This is a genomic window from Clostridium beijerinckii (assembly GCF_008705175.1).
GTDB classification, from domain to species: Bacteria; Bacillota; Clostridia; order Clostridiales; family Clostridiaceae; genus Clostridium; species Clostridium beijerinckii.
In genome coordinates this window covers 1,771,757-1,793,016 of the sequence record NZ_CP043998.1, presented here as the reverse complement: position 1 = coordinate 1,793,016, position 21,260 = coordinate 1,771,757, and the positions used below count along the sequence as shown (strand labels likewise).

Below are 21,260 nucleotides of genomic sequence, written 5' to 3'. Positions count from 1 at the left end.
ATAACATATTATGTAAATATACAACCATAATTTATAACCAAGGTGCTTTGGGCAATTGATAAATATTAGCTTTAATGAATTTTACTATTTTATGAATATATTGTTATAGTTTCAATACTCTTCTCATCTATATTTTTAATATACACAAATTTTCTTAAATTTACTTTGACATACTAGCTTTTTATACTTTAAACTATTATGGATACGCAACTACAAAAAGTGATTATAAGCTTATTATTTTTCTCTTATTTTAGGAGTCTTTTTACTTAGTTGCAAATTTTATAAGTTTTTTGGAGGTAATTGATGAGCATACTTACTGTTAAAAATATGAATCACGGATTTGGAGATAGAGCTATTTTTGAAGATGTTTCATTTAGATTATTAAAAGGTGAACATGTTGGTCTTATTGGTGCTAATGGAGAAGGTAAATCTACATTTATGAATATAGTAACTGGTAAGCTAATGCCTGATGAAGGGAATGTTATTTGGTCTAATAATGTTAGAGTTGGTTACATGGATCAGCATGCAGCATTAATGAAAGGTCAAAGTATAAGAGATGCCTTAAGAGATGCTTTTAAATATCTTTTTGATCTAGAAGCAGAAATGAATTCTTTATATGAAAAGATGGGGGATTGTACTGAGGATGAGTTAAATAAAATGCTGGAAAGAACTGCTGTAATTCAAGACATGCTTGATCATAACGGATTTTATGTTATTGATCCAAAAGTTGAAGAAGTTGCAAAAGGTCTTGGGCTTTTAGACCTAGGGTTAGACAAAGACGTTGATGATTTATCTGGTGGACAAAGAACAAAAATTCTTTTAGGAAAACTATTATTACAATCTCCTGATATTTTACTTTTAGATGAGCCTACAAACTACTTGGATGAAGAACATATCGAATGGCTAAAAAGATATCTTCAATCATATGAAAATGCGTTTATATTAATATCCCATGATGTTCCATTTATAAATTCAGTAGTTAATTTAATATATCATGTAGATGAAAGAAAGCTTACACGATATGTTGGAGATTATGATGAATTCCAAAGGATATATGCAATAAATAAAGAAAAATTAGAAGCTGCTTATGAAAAGCAACAAAAAGAAATCTCGAGACTTGAAGATTTCGTAGCAAGAAATAAAGCTAATGTTGCTACTGCAAATATGGCTAAGTCTAGACAAAAGAAGCTAGATAAGATGGATATAATTGAACTTTCAAAAGAAAAGCCAAAGCCAGAATTCAACTTCAAATCTGCTAGAGCTTCAGGCAAAGCTATTTTTGAAACTAAAGATTTAGTTATAGGTTATGACTCTCCTCTTACAAAACCATTAAATTTATATATGGAAAGAGGACAAAAAATAGCATTAGTCGGGGCTAACGGGCTTGGTAAATCAACTCTTCTAAAAAGTTTACTTGGTATAATAAAACCAATAAGCGGAGAAGTTCATTTAGGAGATTATCAATACATAGGTTATTTCGAACAAGAAGATAGAGGCAATAATAGCAATACTTGTATAGATGAATTATGGCAGGAATTCCCTGGATATACTCAATATCAAATAAGAGCTGCTCTTGCTAAATGTGGACTTACAACTAAGCAATTAGAATCACAAATAAGAGTTCTATCTGGTGGTGAGGCTGCAAAAGTTAGACTTTGTAAAATTATAAATAATGAAACTAATATATTAATACTTGACGAACCTACTAATCACTTAGATGTTGACGCAAAGGATGAGTTGAAAAGAGCACTTAAAGAATACAAAGGAACAATTCTGTTAGTTTCGCATGAACCTGAATTTTATAGAGATATAATAACAGAAACTTGGAATTGCGAAGATTGGACAACTAAAATAATATAGTCAGTTAATAAAAAAATGTAGTCAGTTTATTAAAACTGGCTATTTTTTATGTTTCAACCTAAATTTCTCTATAAAACTTATCAATAATTCTATTTTTATAGGCTTTATCTAGATTATCTACTAAGTCATAGAAGACATAATATAAATATAATTAATAACAACCTCTCTTTTCATTACTATACTCTTCTACTATAATAATATTTAAGAGATAAAAACACTGTTTCTGTTGGTAGTCAGAACCTATATTATAATATAGCAGTAACCTGCCCTCCTGGGGTTGTCCATTCTCTGTGAATTTATATACTACAGGAGGATTTAATTATGATAACAATAATTAAATTAACAGTTCTTTTTGATGATCCATTTTGGATTGGTGTCTTTGAAAGTATTGAAAATGGCGAATATAAGGTATGCAAAGTCACCTTCGGCTCAGAGCCAAAAGACGTGGAAGTCTACGAGCTCATACTGAAAAATTTCTATCGTCTAAATTTTAGTTCGCCAGTATTGTCTGACGACTTTAACTCATCAACAAAGAAGCCTAATCCTAAAAGGCTTCAAAGAAGCATTAGAAAAGAGGTTGATGTTAAAAGCATAGGAACTAAAGCCCAAATGGCAATACAATTACAGCATGAACAAAGCAAAATTGTACACAAACAAAAATCAAAAGAACAAAAGGAGCAAGAAGAGCAAAGAAAATTCGAGTTAAGAAAAAAGAAAAAGCTTGAAAAGCATAAAGGACATTAACAATAAAAGTTCTTTATGAAAATCATATGTCTTAACTATATATTATGAATTTTTTCCTATCCAATAATGCTCAGAAATAACAAGTTAAAAATGCTATTAACACTTTAATACTAATAAATATATATTTTTGATAAATATATATTTATTTCATTATAGTATTACAGCATCATCTTAACTTGTTATTTTTTATCATTCCTTATTCCTAGAGTTACCTTTTGATTTAAATTCACAAAACTTATTGTCTTAAAAACTCTTACTTGACATAAAATACTAACATGTTATCATAAAACTATTAGCTAAAAGCAATATACATATAAAGGGGATATTACAAAAATGATGACACTTGATAAATTTGAAGAAGCATATGAAATCGTACAAAAAGTAATCTTAAAAACCAAGTTAGTGTTTAGCGACTATTACTCAGATATTACAGGAAATAAAGTTTACTTTAAGCCTGAAAATATGCAAAAAACGGGGGCGTATAAAATCAGAGGGGCATACTATAAGATTAGCACGCTTTCAGAGGAAGATAGAAACAAAGGTCTTGTGACAGCTTCTGCTGGCAATCATGCTCAAGGGGTGGCTTATGCTGCCAAAGCCTACAACACAAAAGCAATAATTGTAATGCCAACCACTACTCCTCTAATGAAAGTTAATCGCACAAAAGCCTATGGCGCAGAAGTCATTTTACACGGAGATGTTTATGACGAGGCTTGCAATTACGCCTTAAAACTTGCTGAAGAAGAAGGTTATACTTTTATTCATCCTTTTGATGACTTAGACGTAGCAACTGGTCAGGGCTCAATAGCAATGGAGATCATAAAAGAATTACCAACTGTTGATATAATCTTAGTTCCAATAGGTGGCGGCGGACTTGCTACAGGTGTTTCTACACTTGCAAAACTTCTAAACCCTAATATAAGAGTTATAGGGGTAGAGCCTGCTGGCGCAAACTGCATGCAAGTTTCTTTAAAGAATGGAGATGTAACTACTCTTCCTTCAGTAGATACAATAGCTGATGGTACTGCCGTTAAAACCCCTGGTTCTAAGATTTTTCCATATATACAACAAAATCTCGACGATATCATAACTATCGAGGATCACGAACTTATAGGAGCGTTCCTAGATATGCTCGAAAATCACAAAATGCTTGCTGAAAACTCAGGTTTATTAACTGTAGCAGCTTTAAAACACTTAGATGTAAAAGATAAAAAGATTGTATCAATTATAAGCGGTGGTAATATGGATGTAATTACCTTTGCATCCCTAGTGCAACATGGTTTAATAGAAAGAGAACGTATTTGTACAGTTTCTGTTTTACTTCCAGATAAACCTGGAGAATTAACCAATGTATCTAAGGTAATTGCTGAAGCTCATGGTAATATAATCAAACTTGATCACAATCAATTTGTAAGCATTAATCGTAACAGTGCAGTTGAACTTGATATCACAATGGAAACCTTCGGACATGATCACAAAGAAGCAATTATTAAAGCTCTCAAAGATAGCGGATATGATCCTAAAGTTATTCAACCTAAAATGATTTATCAATAAAATCCATAAAAATCTTAGTTGCCTGTGAAGTCATAGATTTCACAAACATGATATTTAATGCTAACATTATAATTTTCTTAATATAACAAAAAACATTTAAAGAATTTATTCTTTAAATGTTTTTTGTTATATTAAGTATTTCTTTTCAGCCTCAATTACTTTACGAATAACATCTATACTTCCTAATATATCATTACTTATATTTAGCGAATGGTCAGCTCCTTCTATTTCAATCATCTCTACACCATTAATTCTTTTTATTTTTTCAATAGATTCTATATTTATTAGCGGATCATTTGTTCCACTTATTACTAACGAATTTTCCTTTATTCCAACTCCTAAAGTATCATCTATAGGCGTTAAGTAAATATGCTTAACTTCATAACCACTACTCTCATCACAAAGTAGAGTATGTACAATAGTTCCTATGCTTTTAGATATGAATACTATCTTGGTGTAATTCCCTTTTAATGCTGATTTAAAGATACATATAGATTCCTTTATTAAGTGCTGGAACTCCTTTTCTATAAGCAAGTTTTTTCTTGCAATCTGAAAACCATATTCTAAAGAAAGAACATCATAACCTAACTCTAGAGCTAATTTCTTCGAATAATCTAAAAGAGGTCTATCTAATGTATAGCCAATTCCTGGCATCAACACAGTTAGCGTTGTACTAGATTGACTTATTACTTTACTTTCTAAATTAACTCCCCAATAAGAATTTATTAACTCTTCATTCATAAATTTAGTGTTCCTTTCTCAAACTTAATTAAATTCAATTCTCTTTAATTTCTTCCAAAACGCTCTTAACATCAACCAATTCCTTACATATTTTAAACGCTAGCTTCTTTGTCTTATCATCTAATATCTTCATATCTGGAACATGAACTCCTGCCATACTCGCCGCATGGGCTGCTGTTATTCCAGCATCTGAATCTTCAACAACTAAGCAGTTATTTGGTTTAACATTTAGCCCTTCTGCTGCTCTTAAAAATATTTCTGGATCAGGTTTAGAATTTTCAACTTGATCTCCACAAACTATATAATTAACTTTTCCCTTTATTTTTGCTCTTTCCAATAATTCAATGGCCCTTTGTCTTCTTGTTGAAGTAGCTACCGCTATTTTATAATTTTCATTATTTAGGTAGTCTAATAGTTCATGTACTCCAGGCTTGATTTTAACACCATTTTTATCAGTAAATTCCAATGCTAATTTAGATTTTTTCTTATATATCTCATCGAAAGGAAAGTCCTTCCCAAACTCTTCCTGCAATGCCTCTTTTATACCCTCAACATTTCTTCCTATGAATTTTACATAAATCTTTTCATCCATTTCATATTGATAATCTTTTAAAACTTCCTGATAACATTTGAGCGATATTCTTTCCGAATCTATTAATACCCCATCCATATCAAATATTACTGCATCTACCTTTTTCATACGTATCTTCTCCTTTTTATGAATTACTACCAACTTGTCTATAATAATTAATAAATGCCTTTTTAAATTTATTCAAACTTAAAAAGACACACTTTATTTAATATTACTTAAAAATTATGTACTGCTATTCTTTATATATAAAATTCCTTACTCTTTCCAGTAGCATGCTTAAAGCAACTGCATTACAACCACCCTCTGGAATTATTATGTCTGCCCTTCTCTTACTTGGATCAACAAACTCCTCATGCATAGGTTTCACTGTACCTAAATATTGATTGATTACAGAATCTAAATCTCTTCCTCTTTCTTTTACATCTCTTAGCAATCTTCTTATTATTCTAACATCACCAGCTGTATCTACAAAAACTTTAATATCCATCAAATCGCAAAGTTCTTCATTTTCAAATATTAATATACCTTCAACTATTACAACTTTAGCTGGTTTTACTTCTACAGTTTCGTTCAATCTTGTATGTTCAACAAAAGAATATACCGGATGATATATTGTATTTCCCGCTTTTAATTGTCTAAGCTGCTCTATTAGTAGATCTGTATCAAAGGAATTAGGATGATCATAATTAAGTTTTTTTCTTTCTTCCAAAGAAATTCCCTCATTAGATTTATAATAGTAATCATGACAAAGAATTACTATATCATCACTAAAAGCTTCTCTTATATTTTGAGCCAAAGTAGTTTTACCTGATCCGCTTCCTCCAGCTATGCCTATTATCATTATATCTTGCATTTTTTCCTCCATAAGTAATCTAATATAATTATACTTATAATTAATTTTAATAAATACATATTACTACACTTATTAGATTTTATTACAAAATAAAAAAAAAGACAACTCCTATAACTGCGATATCAAATCATATACTACAGTTAATAGAAGTTTATTTTTTACTAACTTTATTATAAATGTTAGCTCATCACAATACATTTTTTTGTAGTGGAGATGACTTTTTATATAAATATACTGTAAGATTTTTATTTTCTTTATTAACATTTTTCAGGACAACAGCATTTTCGTTAATGTTTTCATTATCTCTATCATCAAAGAACTCAATTGCTTTATTAACGCTCTTAATCTCTCCATCACCATTTTTATAAAGCACAGAAAATTTTTCATTAAAACTTCTATAATAATTATTTACTCTCGTATTTTTATGCTCATCCCTATTATATATTTCACAGTTTATATTATTATCATTTTCAAAGAAAGTAATTTCACTATTATCTATTATAAGTTCTTCTTTGTTATCTATATTTGTTTTATCCTTGAAAGTTATATTTTTTAAAGCAAATTCAATATTTGTTACTAAAGCTTCATATTTATCTAACATGTTTACCAATTGTTCATACTCAACGATATCTTCTCCATATTTAACTTTAAAATCATTTAACATATCCTCTACTTTACCTTTATTATATATCCCTTTAAAAGATAAATCCTTTGCTATTTCATTTACTATATTATTTATGCTTTTATATTTAATAAACTGCAACATTCTAATAATAAAAAACATAGACAATATACAACAAGGCACTGATATTATCGGAAAGTCGATTAACAAAGCTCCAAGAAATATTAAAAATATAAAGTTTCTACTTGCATCTTTATATACTGCAATTCCTTCCAAAAACACGGGATTATAAGCCAAAATCTTATCAGCAAGTAAATTCTTATTTTTCCGTTTTATTTTTCTTTCACTTTTTATAACTTTTTTATTATGAACCCCCACGCCAGCAACCCCCTCTTTTCTGTAATCATTTCCTTAATTTTACATCACATATTATTTATTATCAAGCTGTTGTTTTACTTATATTTCTATATTTTTTTACATTTTTTACATTTAATTTATTTTTTGTATTATTATTACTTATCATAATTTCTTTAAATATGTATTTTTCAATTTACTTTTTACCTTTAATTGTCATATAAATTTTTACGTTATATAGTTATCAAAAAATTAATATTACATTCTAAAAAAACACAAATATTATTGACATGAAATAATAGATATGATATATTTAAGTTTTATTTTTTTTAATAATGTGTTATAATAATAGAACAACCATTTAAGGAGGTGTGTTTTTTGTTTTTGATAGGAGATAAAGTCGTTTATCCAATGCAAGGCATAGGCACTGTTGAAAGAATAGAAAATAAGATTTTTTCAGGAAATACCAAGGAATACATAATAGTAAAGATTACGTCAAATAATTTAGAAATTATGATTCCAAGTGATAAGGCATCTAACTCAAATTTAAGAAAAGTTTGTGATAACTCTACCTTAGATCATATATTGCTCACTCTTGAAAATAAAAGTAGTGAATTTGAACTTGCATCATCCAAGGAAAGATATCAAGCTAATGCAAAAAAAATAAGATCTGGATTACTTAAAGATAGTGCAGAAGTAGTTTACGATCTAATTCTTATGAATAAGAAAAAATCACTTAGTTCAAGTGAAAAACAATTATTTAATACTGCTTACAAATTTTTAGTTGAAGAAGTTTCAGTTATAAAAAATATTAGTGAAATTGAAGCTACAAGCTTTTTAAATTTGAACCTTAATTAATTTTTGTTTAGATTAACTATTACAAAATAACCTATATACTGAAAATAGATTTGAATAAACCTGCTAAATAATATAGGTATAATTAATATATTATTTAGCAGGTTTATTTATTTTCTATTTAATTAATAATATAACTAATATTGTTATTATTTTTTCTACAGCTTACGAATAATATTGTATCACTTAGCAAAAAATTAATATGTAAATTTATTGTTTAAGGGAGGTTTTTATTATGCCAAAAGATAGTCAACCTGATAACAAACATGCTAGAATGGAAAAATGCAATCATCAAACTCCTATAACTCAAGAAAATATGAACCACAATCCAAACAGAAAAAGACATTCAGTTAAAAGAGAAGGAGTTCAAAATGACCATATAAATTAGTGTATGGTTTGTCAATTAATAGTATCCTATATATACCATAAAGGTATCAATTATACCAATATATAATAAAAAAGCTATAAGAATAATATCTTATAGCTTATCTTTGCAAACAGAAACTATCTTCTGTTGTTTTGTTGCTTTCTAGCTCTTCTACAATCTGCACATCTTACAGGATCATTTTCGAATCCTTTTTCTTTGTAGAATTCTTGTTCTCCAACTGTGAATATAAATTCTTTTCCACAATCTTTACATACTAATGTTTTATCTTCCATTTTCAATTCCTCCAAATTTAAAGACTTAGTTAAATAATACTTTCTCATAAGGAGAAATTTTAATATAATTAAATCTTTGATATATTTTTTTATTCCCTTTAGGAACTATTTTAGTATATCATAGCTCCCTTTTAATTGCAATACTTAATTTTAATTATTTTCTTCCTATTCCTTTTTCTGTTCCTCACTGTTAACAAAAGAAAGATTACTAAATGAATTGGTTATAATATATCTATTATCTCCAACTTTAATAAACTTCATTTCCACTGAGTCACCAGCCTGAGTTAATGCAACCTCTCTAGATATCTCCGTTGAAACCGAGAAAATATTTTCATTATTTTTTAATTTAATGTCATAAATACTCGTACCTTCTTTAATAACTAGACCTATCCTCTCTACTTCTCCTCTTATAACTTCTTCCTGATTTCCACTTTCGAGAGAAATATTAGTATTGGTTAATCCCTCTAAATATTTATTTAAAGTAGCTTGAAGTGTATCTCCAACTCCTACAGTGTTATAATTTTTTACATTCACCATGGCATATTGCTTAACTAATCCATTAGAATCTTTCAGCGTCATAAAATATGTCGGCTCATTTTGTATGTTTATCAGATATGGAAAAGTAGCTTTATAACCATACTGTTGTACTTTTCCTTCTGCTGATCTCATGCCTGCTTCTTCTGTAGCACCAGCCGTTTTATACATTTTAGTTTCTCCGGTTCTTGTATTTGTAAGCATAAATCCTACAAGTGATTCATCACTTCCTACTGACGTTATACCTGTATAATAGTAGCAGACACCCTTATCGTATATAATATTCACACCATCTGTTGTTGTCTTAAGTTTATCTTTATCCGTAAAATTCAAAACACCATGAACCAATTCTCCCCATTTGTTAATATACCTATTAATATATTTCATCGGCTGTATTCTGTCTACCCATTCTGGTAGATTATCAATATTATAAATAGTTGATTCACCTGTCTGAGCATCCATCACTAATGCACCTATGGCCTTTTCTTCTGTAATGCCCACGCCAGTATCATATCTTGTAATGACCCAATATGGTCTGCCGCTGTCATCTAATTCAAAAGTATAATCTGTGTGCCCTGCTTTCATATCTCTAAAGTAAGCTGCTCTATTTAAATCACTAAGAAAATATGCAGAATTTAAATATTTAAGCCTAATATCTTTTCCATCAAGCTGGGTAACCAACTCTACATCATTTTGATTTGTAGCACTTACCTTAATATACCCTATCGTTCCTTCTCTATTGCTAATCCATTTAAGAAAAGAAGAATGCTCAAGTGGTCCAACATAACACAGTTGACCATTTACACTTTGTAATGTCAATTGACCAACACTCACTTGACTCCCAAGACTAGTAATTTCACCTAATTTCTTATCAGCTAGCTTGTATGCAAGTTCTTTATCAATAATAGGCAACTGGTTTATATCAATATATTCTATTTGGCTAGAAAAATCCATTTCTTCTATATTTCCTATTAAATTCCTATGAGCATTATAACTAATTAAAGGACTATATATGATAATTGCACCAACATATAACAAGGCAACAATAATTGCCGTAGATATATATTTTTTATTTCTAATTAATACTCCATATACCAGTGTACACGCCACAAATATTCCTGTTATTATTAAAATATTAAGACTTAAATCTAAAACCATAGAACTACTAAAAATTAAGATTAGTCCTATAATTAAGTATGCGCTTAATAATATCTTTGAATATCTAATTAAATCTCTATTATTACCCATCCTTTTCCTCCACACTGTATTTTATTTCTTTTGCTTAAATTATAACACAAAGAATGGAATTAAAAAGCCTCTGTATTTATGAAGCTATATAAATACAGAGGTTCATATATTATTAAAAGGTAATATTTCTAATAACATAGCATATAAAGTGTGGAAACTATATTACTTGAATACTTAGATATATGCAATAGCAAATTATTCCTCGCACTCTAGAAACATTCCTTTTGGGGGCAAATAGTTTAAATTCTCATTTTTCACTTCCTATAACAATCAAAAAGAGATAAATAAAGTCCCATCAATTGTTTGAAACCTCATTATCTCTAACCTATTAAATACACTAATATAGTAACAAATATTAAATTTATATTCAACATTTGTTTAAAACTCTTAAAAAAAGTAAGTAAAAATATCTTTTTACTATATTATCTTAACTTTTTTTCACATATACTTACATTATAAAAGAAATATTTTACAAGCATATACATGTTGCAATTCATACTTCACAATGTATAATTTATAATTACTGTTAAAATTCTTGTAATATTTTTAGAATTACGATGAAGGATTATTTTTGCAATATAATTAAAATCTATAATTTTAATTATAGATATCTGAAAATTCTATATTAATTTTTTCAATACAATCTCCGCCTATAGAGCTGCAAAGCGAATATTGCTCTTCTGCATTTTTTACTAGTTTGCATGGGATATATATAACAAATTCAGTGCCATAATTTATTTTACTTTTTACAGATATTACTCCACCATGCAGTTCAACTAAGGACTTTACAAGAGAAAGTCCTATTCCACTTCCTTCATGATCTCTAGCTAGAGATTTATCTACCTGTATAAATCTTTCAAATATCGAATTTAATTTATCTTGCGGAATACCTCTTCCTGTATCTTTAATTTTTATACAAATTTTATCATAGGAATCTTCAATACTAACAGTTATTTTTCCACCACTTGAAGTAAATTTTACTGCATTTGATAGTATATTCAAAATAATTCTTTCAATTTTTTCCGGATCACATGACATAATTTTTTCTTCCACGTTCGTATCAAATATAAGAGACAGTCCCTTATTCTCAATATAGTCAGCCACTGATAAAGTTATATTCTCTATAAGAGCGATAATATCAATATTATGTTCATTGATATTAAAATACCCAGAATCAATTTTTGTTATATCTATAATATTATTAATAAGTCGTAAAATACGATAACAATTCTGTTTCATTATTTTAGTATATTTATATTTATCAATACTTCTATTTTCAAATATACAATCTTTTAACCTAAGTTCATGTATTTGCAGCGCCGAGAAAATAACACTAATCGGTGTTCTTAATTCATGAGATATATTAGAAAAAAATTCTGTTCTTATTCTGTCGTATTCCTTAATTTCATATAATTTTTTCCTCTCTTCTTCAACACTTTTTTGCAATTCTTCCATACGCTTTTTCTCTGTCACATCTATGGCTACTTTCATGAATAATTTATGTCCATCCTCTAAATCCCCAATATATGCTGAATAAAAATTGCAAATTCTTATACTTCCATCATGTGTCCTTATAGAAAACTCCCCATTGTTTTGCCTTTTCTCTGAATTAAATAATTTTTTTATATTTGTACTGCTCAATTCCTCTTTAAAAGCCTCTGAAATATCTGCCCATTCTGAAATCATTGGAATATCTTCAAGTCTATATCCGGTAATATCACTCCATGATCTATTGATCTTCTTTACAAATCCATCTTCGGTATATAACATTATTGGCACTGGTGCCTCTTCTATAGAATGCCGTAATTGTCTCTCACTTTCCTTTAACGCTTCCTCTGTTCTAGTTCTTTCATTCATTTCTTCTTCCAATATAATATTGAATTCTTTTAACTCAAATGTTATATCATATAATTGATTGTCTTTTTCAATAACTTCATTAACTAAATCACTATTTCTTTTTAATAAAATCCTATTCCAACTCTCTAATTGAGTAGATATTGTATCATAATTGCCTTTATGAAATTTTATCTTATGCTCCATAAACTTAATTCTTAAATGCATTTCAATTCTATTTATGACTTCCTCATATTCAAGTGGGGTGCTTAAATAATCATTTCCTCCAACAATATATATTTTATTTCTATCAATTGCTTCTCCACATGTGTTTATAAAAATAATTGGAACATCTCTTAAATCCTCTTCTTTTCTCATAATTTCACATAATTGATACCCATTAACGGATTCCAAATTTACATTTATTAGAATTATATCTGGTATATTTTCCTTTATTGACTTTACAATTGATTCACTTTTTTTCACACTTTTTATATTTACATATCCTCTATAATTAAGAAATTTTATTAACACCCGTGAATCTTCAAAGTATTCATGAACAATAAGAATATTAGCTTTATAAAAAAAGTTTTCTAAATTCTTCATTACTTATAGCCTCTCTTCAAAACATTGTAATATTCCATAAAAAGTATATATTTAAATTTCCTATCTTTTTCTCAGTTTATTTTCCTGACTTTAAATTAAAAATTAGCATTGTAGATGTGTCATTTATATGACCTATATACTGTTCTCCATAAGCTGAAAATCCTATAGTAGGAATATCTTTAAATATTTTAGCATATTCATCTGACAAATTTTTCTTTTTTAATTCCAACGTTCTATGTATACATTGAAAATTTATAATCCCATCAATTTTTCCTAATTCACTGGCTTTATTTTCAATTGTCCTTCTTGTATCATCAATAATATTTGTAGCTTTTAAAAGTTTAACCTCCATTCCTTCAAGTATATTACAATAAAACATCATACTTGTCCCTATAACTCTCTGAGGTGATCTTATAAAAAAATCATTATCTTCAATCATCAATCCTAGCGGGTTACTCATAAAATATTTTGAAATTTCTTCAATATTATCAGCTTTCACAGCATCTGCATATTCAAGCGCAGCTGGTCTATTATTAAATTCAATTACTTGTCTTTTCTCTTCGTCCACTTTATTTGCAACGAAGCTATAGTCCAAAGATTCAAAACTTTGTGTTTTTATAACACTAAACTCAGCATCATCGCTTATCCTTATTAAAATTAAAGCTACTGAATCTGTAGAAGTATATCCATTTACAGAAACATAGGTCTCTACAAACTCATTATTATCCGCAGCTGAACCGCCAACAAAGAACACATTAGTCCTATCACCTATCAGATCCATTATTTTTTCCTCTTTCATGCTTAATCCATCTATTAATGTTATACCAACAAATTTTTCTGAGCTCATATTATATAAACTTTCTTTATAGTATTCTTCAAAAGAAGTAAAAGCAAGCTCTAAATTTAAATTTTTCTTTATATTTTCAACCAATTCAACTTTTATATCAGAAATGATATTAGAGTTAATAGCCATTGCAACAATGGAATTATCCAACATTTCTCCGCTTGCAAGTTCTCCTGCCGTAGAGCACCCTATAACAATGCATCCCTTAAATTCTTCTTCCATAAGTAAACTTATCTTTTGTTGATTATAATTAGAAGATGCAAAAAATATTACTAATTTTATGTCGTTAATATTTAATTGATTTTTTATATCCTTTACTGCATCCTCCTCCGTTATTTTACTTGAGGATGATGATCTTATACTTTTTTCAATATTATCTAAATTATTTACATTTAATTGCCTAGCAATATCAAGAAGTTTATTAATTATTGTCATATCATCTGGAGAATTTATATCAAATTTATTGGGATTAATTCCTTTTAGAATTAATTTAGCTATAGTCATTTCCGTAATAGCAGGATTCCCTTTTGATCTTTGTTGAATGATTTCGTCAATCATCTTTTTTATTTTTCCGGGCAAAAATGACCACCCCTTTCTTTCCACTAAATAAATAATCTATTATTCAAATCGGCTCATATATTGTCCAATTTTTCAAATATAAAGTAATTATAACATATTTTTTCTATATTTTACTTAATTTTCGTATCATATTTTTTAAGATTTTTCAAAAAACTTTTAATTAAAAAAAATGCCACTTATTACATTTAATAAGTGGCATTAACATTAATCTTTACTAGAATATTATCTATTTTTCCAACAAACGAAGCTGTATGTTCAGGCTATAATTTATTTAAAATCCTCTATTCTTATTATGTTATCTATTTTGTAAACAGATTTTAAGCTAGTAATTTCTTCAACCGCACCATCAATTTGAGCCTCACTAGTTCTGTGAGTAACTAATACAATAGTTACCTGACCATCTTCTTCGTCACCTTTTTGTATCACAGACCTTATACTTACATTATGTTTTCCAAGTATTGCAGTAATTTCTCCAAGAACCCCTGATTCATCCAAAACAGTTGCTCTTATATAAAATTTACTTTCAACTGAACCCATGTCTAAAATTTCTCTTTCCCATAGGTTATTCTTTACTACTGGATTCGGATTTTCTGTTTCAACATTATTTCTTACAATAGAAACAATATCACTCACTACCGCACTGCCAGTTGGAAGATCTCCTGCTCCTCTTCCGTAAAACATTAAATCTCCTACTGCATTTCCTCTTATAAATACAGCATTGTATGAATCATAAACATTCGAAAGCGGGTGTTTCTTCGGAATCATTGTAGGATGAACTCTAAGTTCAACTTTGCCATTAGTTTCTTTTGCTATAGCAAGTAATTTAATTCCCATTTTAAATTCCTTAGCATATTTCATATCAACAGCTTCAATTTTTGTAATTCCTTCTCTATATACATTTTTCACATCTATCTTGGACCCAAAAGCTAATGAAGCAAGTATTGCTAATTTATATTGTGCATCATACCCTTCAATATCTGATGTAGGATCAGCTTCAGCATATCCTTTTTCTTGTGCTTCCTTTAATACGTCATCGAAATCAGCACTTTCAAGTTCCATCTTACTTAAGATGTAATTAGTTGTTCCATTTACTATTCCATAAAGAGTTTCTATTTTATTTGCAGTTAAGCTTTCATCTATTCCCTTTATAATTGGAATCCCCCCAGCTACACTAGCCTCATAACTAAACATAATTCCGTTTTCATCAGCTTTTTCAAAAAGTTCATCTCCACCAGTTGCTAATAACATTTTATTTGCAGTTACTATATGCTTTTTGTTTTCCATGCATCTTAGCATATACTCTCTAGCGGGTTCCATTCCTCCCATGACTTCAACGACAATTTTAATGCTACTATCTTTTAATATTTCATTAAAATCAGTTGTTACAAGTTCGTCCGATATTTCAATACCTCTTGGTTTATTTTTATCTCTAACAAGAACTTTTGCTATTTCTACTTCATATCCACATCTTTTCATAATTTCTTCTTTGTTAGAGTTTAAAATCATCCAAACACCACGACCAACATTCCCCAATCCTAGTAGTGCTATTTTTACTTTTTTCATTCTGCGCCCCCCTTAAGTTACGACTATTATAAATAATAGTATACGTATTTATTATAATTCTTATATTAATTTTTGGCTATATTTTTTTGTCTAATATTTTGTACGTCAAATAAAAAATTATTACTTATAATTCCACTATTCGAAAATGTTTTCTCAATAAAAAAATATTTTATCATGTTATGTAGCTGCAATTTAAATAAGAAAATTACTTTTTTATCTCTAAATAAAAATTGGCACGAGTTACTTGTTGATACGGATATATCCATAAGACTCCTATTCCAAAAGTCAGAATTGACATAATCCACCACCCAACAAAACTTAACTCAAGGAGTAACAAGCGAATCTTATATCCCCTCATAATTGATAGACTCTGCTTTAAACATTCTATTATAGACTTATTGTTATCTTCACATAATATGAAGAACGCTTGTGAAAACATAAGCGAGACTATAATACCAGGGATTATCAAAAACATTGTTGCAATAGATACAGTCAAATTAATCAATATCCATAATCCTAAGGTCTTAAAGTAAATATTAATGCCTACAAATAAATCATTAAACTTTTCCTCATTATTACTGAATGCCAAATTTAATACAAATTTGCATGTTCCTAACGTAGCCATTCCACCTAAGAAAACACTAACACATTCACCAATAGCAGTAAGAAGACCTCCATCTGGTTGAAGCAACTTCATCGCAACGTAAAATCCACTTATTATTATTAAACTTACAAATAAAGTTGTTATTGCTATTCCCCATTTTCCTTTTAATTGTTTTTTCGACTTTCTCTTTAGTTCAGATATCTTCATTCTAAATCCTCCAATCAGAAATTGTAACAATATTATATTCTATTAAAATCCAGTCAACTTATTTTTAAAAAAATCCAAATATAATTGGTAAAAATATTCCCGGCAACAAATTTGCAACTTTAATTTTACTTATCCCAAGCATATTAAAACCAAGTCCTACGATTAACAGACTTCCTACTGCTGACATATTAGAAATTACATTATCAGTGAGTATTGTTGAAAGTCCTCCTGCAAGCAAAGTTATACTTCCTTGATATATAAAAATTGCGATTGATGATAACATCACACCTCCCCCAAGAGATGATGCAAATATTATTGATGACACTCCATCTAGTATTGATTTAGCAAAAAGAGTTGAGTTATTTCCTTGTAATCCACTTTCAAGAGACCCCACCACTGCCATTGCTCCAACACAAAATAATAAGCTAGATGTAACAAATCCTTCTGATATAGATATTTTATCGTTAGAATTATTTTTCCTTTTTCCATTTATTTTTCTCTCAATCATATTTCCCAAATCATTTAATCTTCTATCAATATCTATAATTTCTCCTATAAGAGCACCTAGTGCAATACAGATTATTATTTGCAATGTATCTTTTCCCTTGAGAGCACCAGATATACCTATGTATAATACACATAAGGCTAAACCATTCATTATTGTGCTACTAATCTTCTCAGTTAATCTACCTTTTACTATTAACCCTATTAAGCACCCACCTATTATTGCTAACGAATTAACTATTGTTCCTAACATTTTTCTTCCCCCAACTTTTTTATTATTTTATTTTCCGATTAATTATAACATATATGACTTATTACCCCTACTTTGCGATTTATAAATAAGGAATTTAATTTCATGAATTTAGCTAATTAAACTCAATTACCAAAAAATACAACGTGTCAAATAAATTATCTTGTACAAACTAATTTATGAAATCATTAATATAGATTTCTAAATAATATTATTCCATTGGAATAGAAAACATTAAGATAATTTTCATTCGTATATTATATTTATTGTATTATTTTAGGTTAACTTTTATCAAAGTAAGACCTTATAGGAGATGATAATTATGGCAAGAATGAGAGAACCTAGATTCAAGTTGTGTAGGCGCTTGGGATTAAATGTTAGTGGACATCCCAAAGCTATGAAAAGAGCCAACAATGGCAGTGCTAGAAACGCAAAAAAGCTCTCGGCTTATGGCCTTCAACTACTTGAAAAGCAAAGACTCAGAGCATACTATGGTGTAATGGAAAAACAGTTTGCCACCTATGTACGAAAAGCGTTAAAAGATAAAGAACCTACTGGTTATGCTCTAATAAAAAGGTTAGAATGTAGATTAGATAACTTAGTTTACAGACTGGGCCTTTCGTCTTCTATTGCACAAGCTCGCCAAATGGTAGTTCATGGGCATATTTTAGTTAATGATAAAAAGGTAGATATTCCTTCTTATGAAGTAAATATAGGTGATATAATTTCTTTAAAAGAAAAATCCAGAAATAATGACTTGTTTAGGGATACTTTTTTATCAAATACTCTTAATACCTATCCGTATCTAGCCAAGGATCAAGATAATTTTTCAGGAACTCTTATAAGATACCCTTTAAGAGAAGAAGTTCCTATTGAAATCAATGATTCATTAATTGTAGAATTCTATTCTAAACTCTAACATAATTAATCATAAATTTAAAATGTATTTTTTTAAATATTATGATAACATCGAGAGGAGGAATTTATCATTGGAATTTAATATAAAACAAAATACTCTTGAAAAAAGACCTTATAGAAGCTTTTCTTTTTGGGAAGAAAAAATTCTAAATGAAGAAAATTTATGGGAGGGTTATTTTGATAATAAAGAGATAACTAACACCTCAAAAGTAATTTACACTGGAATTTTTGATCTTGAAAAAAACATTCTCCAATGCGGTTGGGCTGCTTATCCTTGCGGCTATAGTCTATTAGGATTTTTGCAACATGTATTCTTGCCAACATCTTTTTTTACTTGGTTTGACCGTAAATCTGATGGTTTTCTCATTCCAATATCAGATTTTGATACTGTTATTAATGAGACTTTAAAATACAATGATTCAAATATGGATTTAACTTCTCTAAATTCAATGAAAAATTCATATGATTTTTTGAATAATTTTTGGGACTGCGATTCTGAATCATTAAACCAAAAATTGAAGTCTTTTTCTAAAAAGTTTAATGCGACTTGGAATAACATTCCTAACCAAAGGCTATTTATAGAAATTTTTGATGACCCATGTGACATATTTAATTTTGTAAAGGACTCTATATCATGGGAATCAAAAGAATTCATAGAAGAGGATATTTCTATGAGCTTAGAGGCTCTTAAATTCGCCTGCGATAATGCAGTTGAAGAACCACTATTAAGCAGGAGGCTTATTGATATCCTAAATACCAATGCTCCAATACTCTTCTAATAATAACTATTTGTAAATTGACACAAGACAATTAAAAGTCTTATCTATATAAATTAATCCTATATAATAATATAAACTTAAATAAAAACTCTTATACTTTCATTCGTATAAGAGTCTTTTATAATTAATTAATTCTATTCTTTATCATTTTTTTCTTCTTTTGGTAGTATTGCTATACCAAGTTCAGTTAATTGCTTTTCATCAACTATATTTGGTGCTTCACTTAAGTAACAATATGCATTTTGGTTCTTAGGGAATGCAATAACATCTTTGATATTTTCTGTCCCTGCTAAGAACATAATCATTCTATCAAGACCAAATGCTAAACCGCCATGTGGTGGTGGTCCAAATTTAAATGCTTGTAATAGGTATCCAAATCTTTCATTCACTACTTCATCTGTTAGTCCAAGTGCTCTAAACATTCTTTCTTGAAGAGCTGTATCATGAATTCTTATAGAACCTCCACCTAGTTCTTCACCATTTAATACTAAGTCATAAGCCTTAGAACGTACATTTCCTGGATCTGATTCGATAAAATCTAAATCCTCATCCATTGGTGCAGTAAATGGATGATGACAAGCTTTATATCTTTCTTCTTCTTCACTATATTCAAATAGTGGGAATTCAGTAATCCATGTGAAATTAAATTCATTCTTATCCTTAATCAAATCAAATTGCTTAGCAAGTTCTAATCTTAACGCACCTAAACTTTGGAATACCACTGAATTTTTATCTGCTACTATAAGTATAGCATCTCCAGTTTCAGCATTCATAGTTTTTACTATAGAATTTGTTACATCATCAGTTAAGAACTTAGCTATTGATGATTTAACACCATCTTCTTTAATTTGAATCCAAGCAAGACCTTTAGCCTTGTAAGTCTTAACAAACTCCCCTAATTTATCTAAAGGCTTTCTTCCAAGGTCTGCTCCACCTTTTAAACATAAAGCTCTAACAGATCCACCAGCTTCTATTGCTGATTTAAATACAACAAAATCTAAATCCTTAACATCTTCTGTTATATTAGTTATTTCCATCCCAAATCTTAAATCTGGTTTATCAGATCCGTATTTTTCCATAGCATCTTTAAATGTCATTCTTTTTATTGGAAGCTGAACATCTACACCTGCTACTTTTTTAAATACATGAGCAATTAACCCTTCGTTTACTGCCATTATATCTTCTTGTTCTACAAAACTTAATTCCATATCAACTTGAGTAAATTCTGGTTGTCTATTCGCTCTTAGGTCTTCATCTCTAAAGCATTTAGCTATTTGATAATATCTATCAAATCCAGATACCATTAATAACTGCTTAAATATTTGTGGTGACTGTGGAAGCGCATAGAACATTCCAGGATAATTTCTTGAAGGTACTAAGTAATCTCTAGCTCCCTCTGGAGAACTCTTTGATAAAATAGGAGTTTCTACATCTAAGAAGTTATTTTCTTCTAAATAATCACGTATAGCTTTTGTAGTTTTACTTCTAATTTCAAATATTTTGTGCATATCAGATCTTCTTAAGTCTAAATATCTATATTTTAATCTGATATTTTCTGCAGCGTCTAAATCTTCTTTTATATATATTGGTGGAGTTTCTGATTCTGAAAGTATCTTTATATTTTCACATTTTAATTCAACAAAACCAGTTGGCATGTTTTCATTAACGCTTTCTCTTTTAACAACTTCCCCTGTTACTGCTACGCAGTATTCAGATCTTACTCCTTTTGCCTTTTCAAAAGCTTCTGCATTAATTTCCTCACCAAATACAACTTGCATTATACCTGTCTTATCTCTTAAATCAACAAATTCAAGTGCTCCAAGCTTTCTGTTTCTTTGAACCCATCCCATTAATGTTATTTTTTTACCTACATGTTCTTCTCTAGGTTCACCGCACATCATTGTACGTTTTAATCCATTTAAAGATTCACCCATTACTAAAATCCTCCCTTAGTTT

At 29.0% G+C, this 21,260-nt stretch carries 19 protein-coding genes; 7 read left to right on the top strand and 12 right to left on the bottom strand.

Features of this window, described 5'->3' with window-relative positions; all coding sequences use genetic code 11:
- The first annotated feature begins 303 nt into the window (after positions 1-303).
- The 3 genes from F3K33_RS08115 (at position 304) to ilvA (ending at position 4,158) form a co-directional block, all read left to right on the top strand.
- The gene (locus tag F3K33_RS08115) at positions 304-1,860 is read left to right on the top strand and encodes an ABC-F family ATP-binding cassette domain-containing protein (RefSeq protein ID WP_011968890.1); all 1,557 of its coding nucleotides are present in this window, start codon (positions 304-306) and stop codon (positions 1,858-1,860) included.
- A gap of 321 nt (positions 1,861-2,181) precedes the next feature.
- Entirely contained in the window at positions 2,182-2,604 is a 423-nt protein-coding gene (locus F3K33_RS08110; protein WP_011968889.1) for a YjdF family protein, read from the top strand.
- 333 nt (positions 2,605-2,937) lie between these two features.
- Positions 2,938-4,158, top strand: a complete 1,221-nt coding sequence (gene ilvA, locus F3K33_RS08105; RefSeq protein WP_011968888.1) for a threonine ammonia-lyase — start codon at positions 2,938-2,940, stop codon at positions 4,156-4,158.
- A 126-nt stretch (positions 4,159-4,284) separates the two neighbouring features.
- Here the strand turns inward: ilvA and F3K33_RS08100 are convergent, their stop codons facing one another.
- From F3K33_RS08100 to F3K33_RS08085, 4 genes are all read right to left on the bottom strand, one after another.
- Positions 4,285-4,899 carry an alpha/beta fold hydrolase gene (locus F3K33_RS08100; protein ID WP_011968887.1) on the bottom strand — a complete coding sequence of 205 codons (615 nt, stop codon included), beginning with the start codon at positions 4,897-4,899 and terminating at the stop codon, positions 4,285-4,287.
- Between the two features lie 34 nt (positions 4,900-4,933).
- Positions 4,934-5,599: an HAD family hydrolase gene (locus F3K33_RS08095; RefSeq protein ID WP_011968886.1), complete on the bottom strand. Its 666-nt coding sequence runs from the start codon at positions 5,597-5,599 to the stop codon at positions 4,934-4,936.
- 124 nt (positions 5,600-5,723) lie between these two features.
- The gene (udk, locus tag F3K33_RS08090; RefSeq protein WP_011968885.1) at positions 5,724-6,344 is read right to left on the bottom strand and encodes a uridine kinase; all 621 of its coding nucleotides are present in this window, start codon (positions 6,342-6,344) and stop codon (positions 5,724-5,726) included.
- A 187-nt stretch (positions 6,345-6,531) separates the two neighbouring features.
- Positions 6,532-7,344, bottom strand: coding sequence for a hypothetical protein (locus F3K33_RS08085; protein WP_011968884.1), 813 nt, complete (start codon positions 7,342-7,344; stop codon positions 6,532-6,534).
- A 354-nt stretch (positions 7,345-7,698) separates the two neighbouring features.
- Between F3K33_RS08085 and F3K33_RS08080 the strand changes: the two genes are divergently transcribed.
- Both F3K33_RS08080 and F3K33_RS26310 read left to right on the top strand, forming a co-directional pair.
- Positions 7,699-8,178 (top strand): CarD family transcriptional regulator, encoded by a 480-nt coding sequence (locus F3K33_RS08080; RefSeq protein ID WP_011968883.1) that lies wholly within the window; start codon positions 7,699-7,701, stop codon positions 8,176-8,178.
- 232 nt (positions 8,179-8,410) lie between these two features.
- Positions 8,411-8,563, top strand: coding sequence for a hypothetical protein (locus F3K33_RS26310; RefSeq protein WP_011968882.1), 153 nt, complete (start codon positions 8,411-8,413; stop codon positions 8,561-8,563).
- 116 nt (positions 8,564-8,679) lie between these two features.
- Here F3K33_RS26310 and F3K33_RS08075 read toward each other — a convergent pair whose 3' ends face one another.
- From F3K33_RS08075 to F3K33_RS08045, 7 genes are all read right to left on the bottom strand, one after another.
- Positions 8,680-8,835 (bottom strand): zinc-ribbon domain-containing protein, encoded by a 156-nt coding sequence (locus tag F3K33_RS08075; protein WP_011968881.1) that lies wholly within the window; start codon positions 8,833-8,835, stop codon positions 8,680-8,682.
- A 165-nt stretch (positions 8,836-9,000) separates the two neighbouring features.
- Entirely contained in the window at positions 9,001-10,617 is a 1,617-nt protein-coding gene (locus tag F3K33_RS08070; protein WP_039770601.1) for a hypothetical protein, read from the bottom strand.
- A 597-nt stretch (positions 10,618-11,214) separates the two neighbouring features.
- Positions 11,215-13,056, bottom strand: coding sequence for an ATP-binding protein (locus tag F3K33_RS08065; RefSeq protein WP_039770602.1), 1,842 nt, complete (start codon positions 13,054-13,056; stop codon positions 11,215-11,217).
- A gap of 76 nt (positions 13,057-13,132) precedes the next feature.
- Positions 13,133-14,479, bottom strand: coding sequence for an FIST signal transduction protein (locus F3K33_RS08060; RefSeq protein WP_011968878.1), 1,347 nt, complete (start codon positions 14,477-14,479; stop codon positions 13,133-13,135).
- Positions 14,480-14,746: 267 nt separating this feature from the next.
- Positions 14,747-16,042 (bottom strand): homoserine dehydrogenase, encoded by a 1,296-nt coding sequence (locus tag F3K33_RS08055; protein ID WP_039770604.1) that lies wholly within the window; start codon positions 16,040-16,042, stop codon positions 14,747-14,749.
- Positions 16,043-16,247: 205 nt separating this feature from the next.
- Entirely contained in the window at positions 16,248-16,853 is a 606-nt protein-coding gene (locus F3K33_RS08050) for a DUF975 family protein (protein WP_023976274.1), read from the bottom strand.
- Between the two features lie 64 nt (positions 16,854-16,917).
- Complete coding sequence (locus F3K33_RS08045; protein WP_039770606.1) at positions 16,918-17,610, bottom strand: DUF554 domain-containing protein; 693 nt, start codon at positions 17,608-17,610, stop codon at positions 16,918-16,920.
- 319 nt (positions 17,611-17,929) lie between these two features.
- On the opposite strand from F3K33_RS08045, the gene rpsD reads away from it, so the two are divergent.
- Complete coding sequence (rpsD, locus tag F3K33_RS08040) at positions 17,930-18,526, top strand: 30S ribosomal protein S4 (protein ID WP_039770608.1); 597 nt, start codon at positions 17,930-17,932, stop codon at positions 18,524-18,526.
- Between the two features lie 70 nt (positions 18,527-18,596).
- Positions 18,597-19,304, top strand: a complete 708-nt coding sequence (locus F3K33_RS08035) for a hypothetical protein (protein ID WP_011968874.1) — start codon at positions 18,597-18,599, stop codon at positions 19,302-19,304.
- Positions 19,305-19,438: 134 nt separating this feature from the next.
- Here the strand turns inward: F3K33_RS08035 and aspS are convergent, their stop codons facing one another.
- Positions 19,439-21,238 carry an aspartate--tRNA ligase gene (aspS, locus tag F3K33_RS08030; RefSeq protein ID WP_039770610.1) on the bottom strand — a complete coding sequence of 600 codons (1,800 nt, stop codon included), beginning with the start codon at positions 21,236-21,238 and terminating at the stop codon, positions 19,439-19,441.
- Between the last annotated feature and the right edge of the window lie 22 nt (positions 21,239-21,260).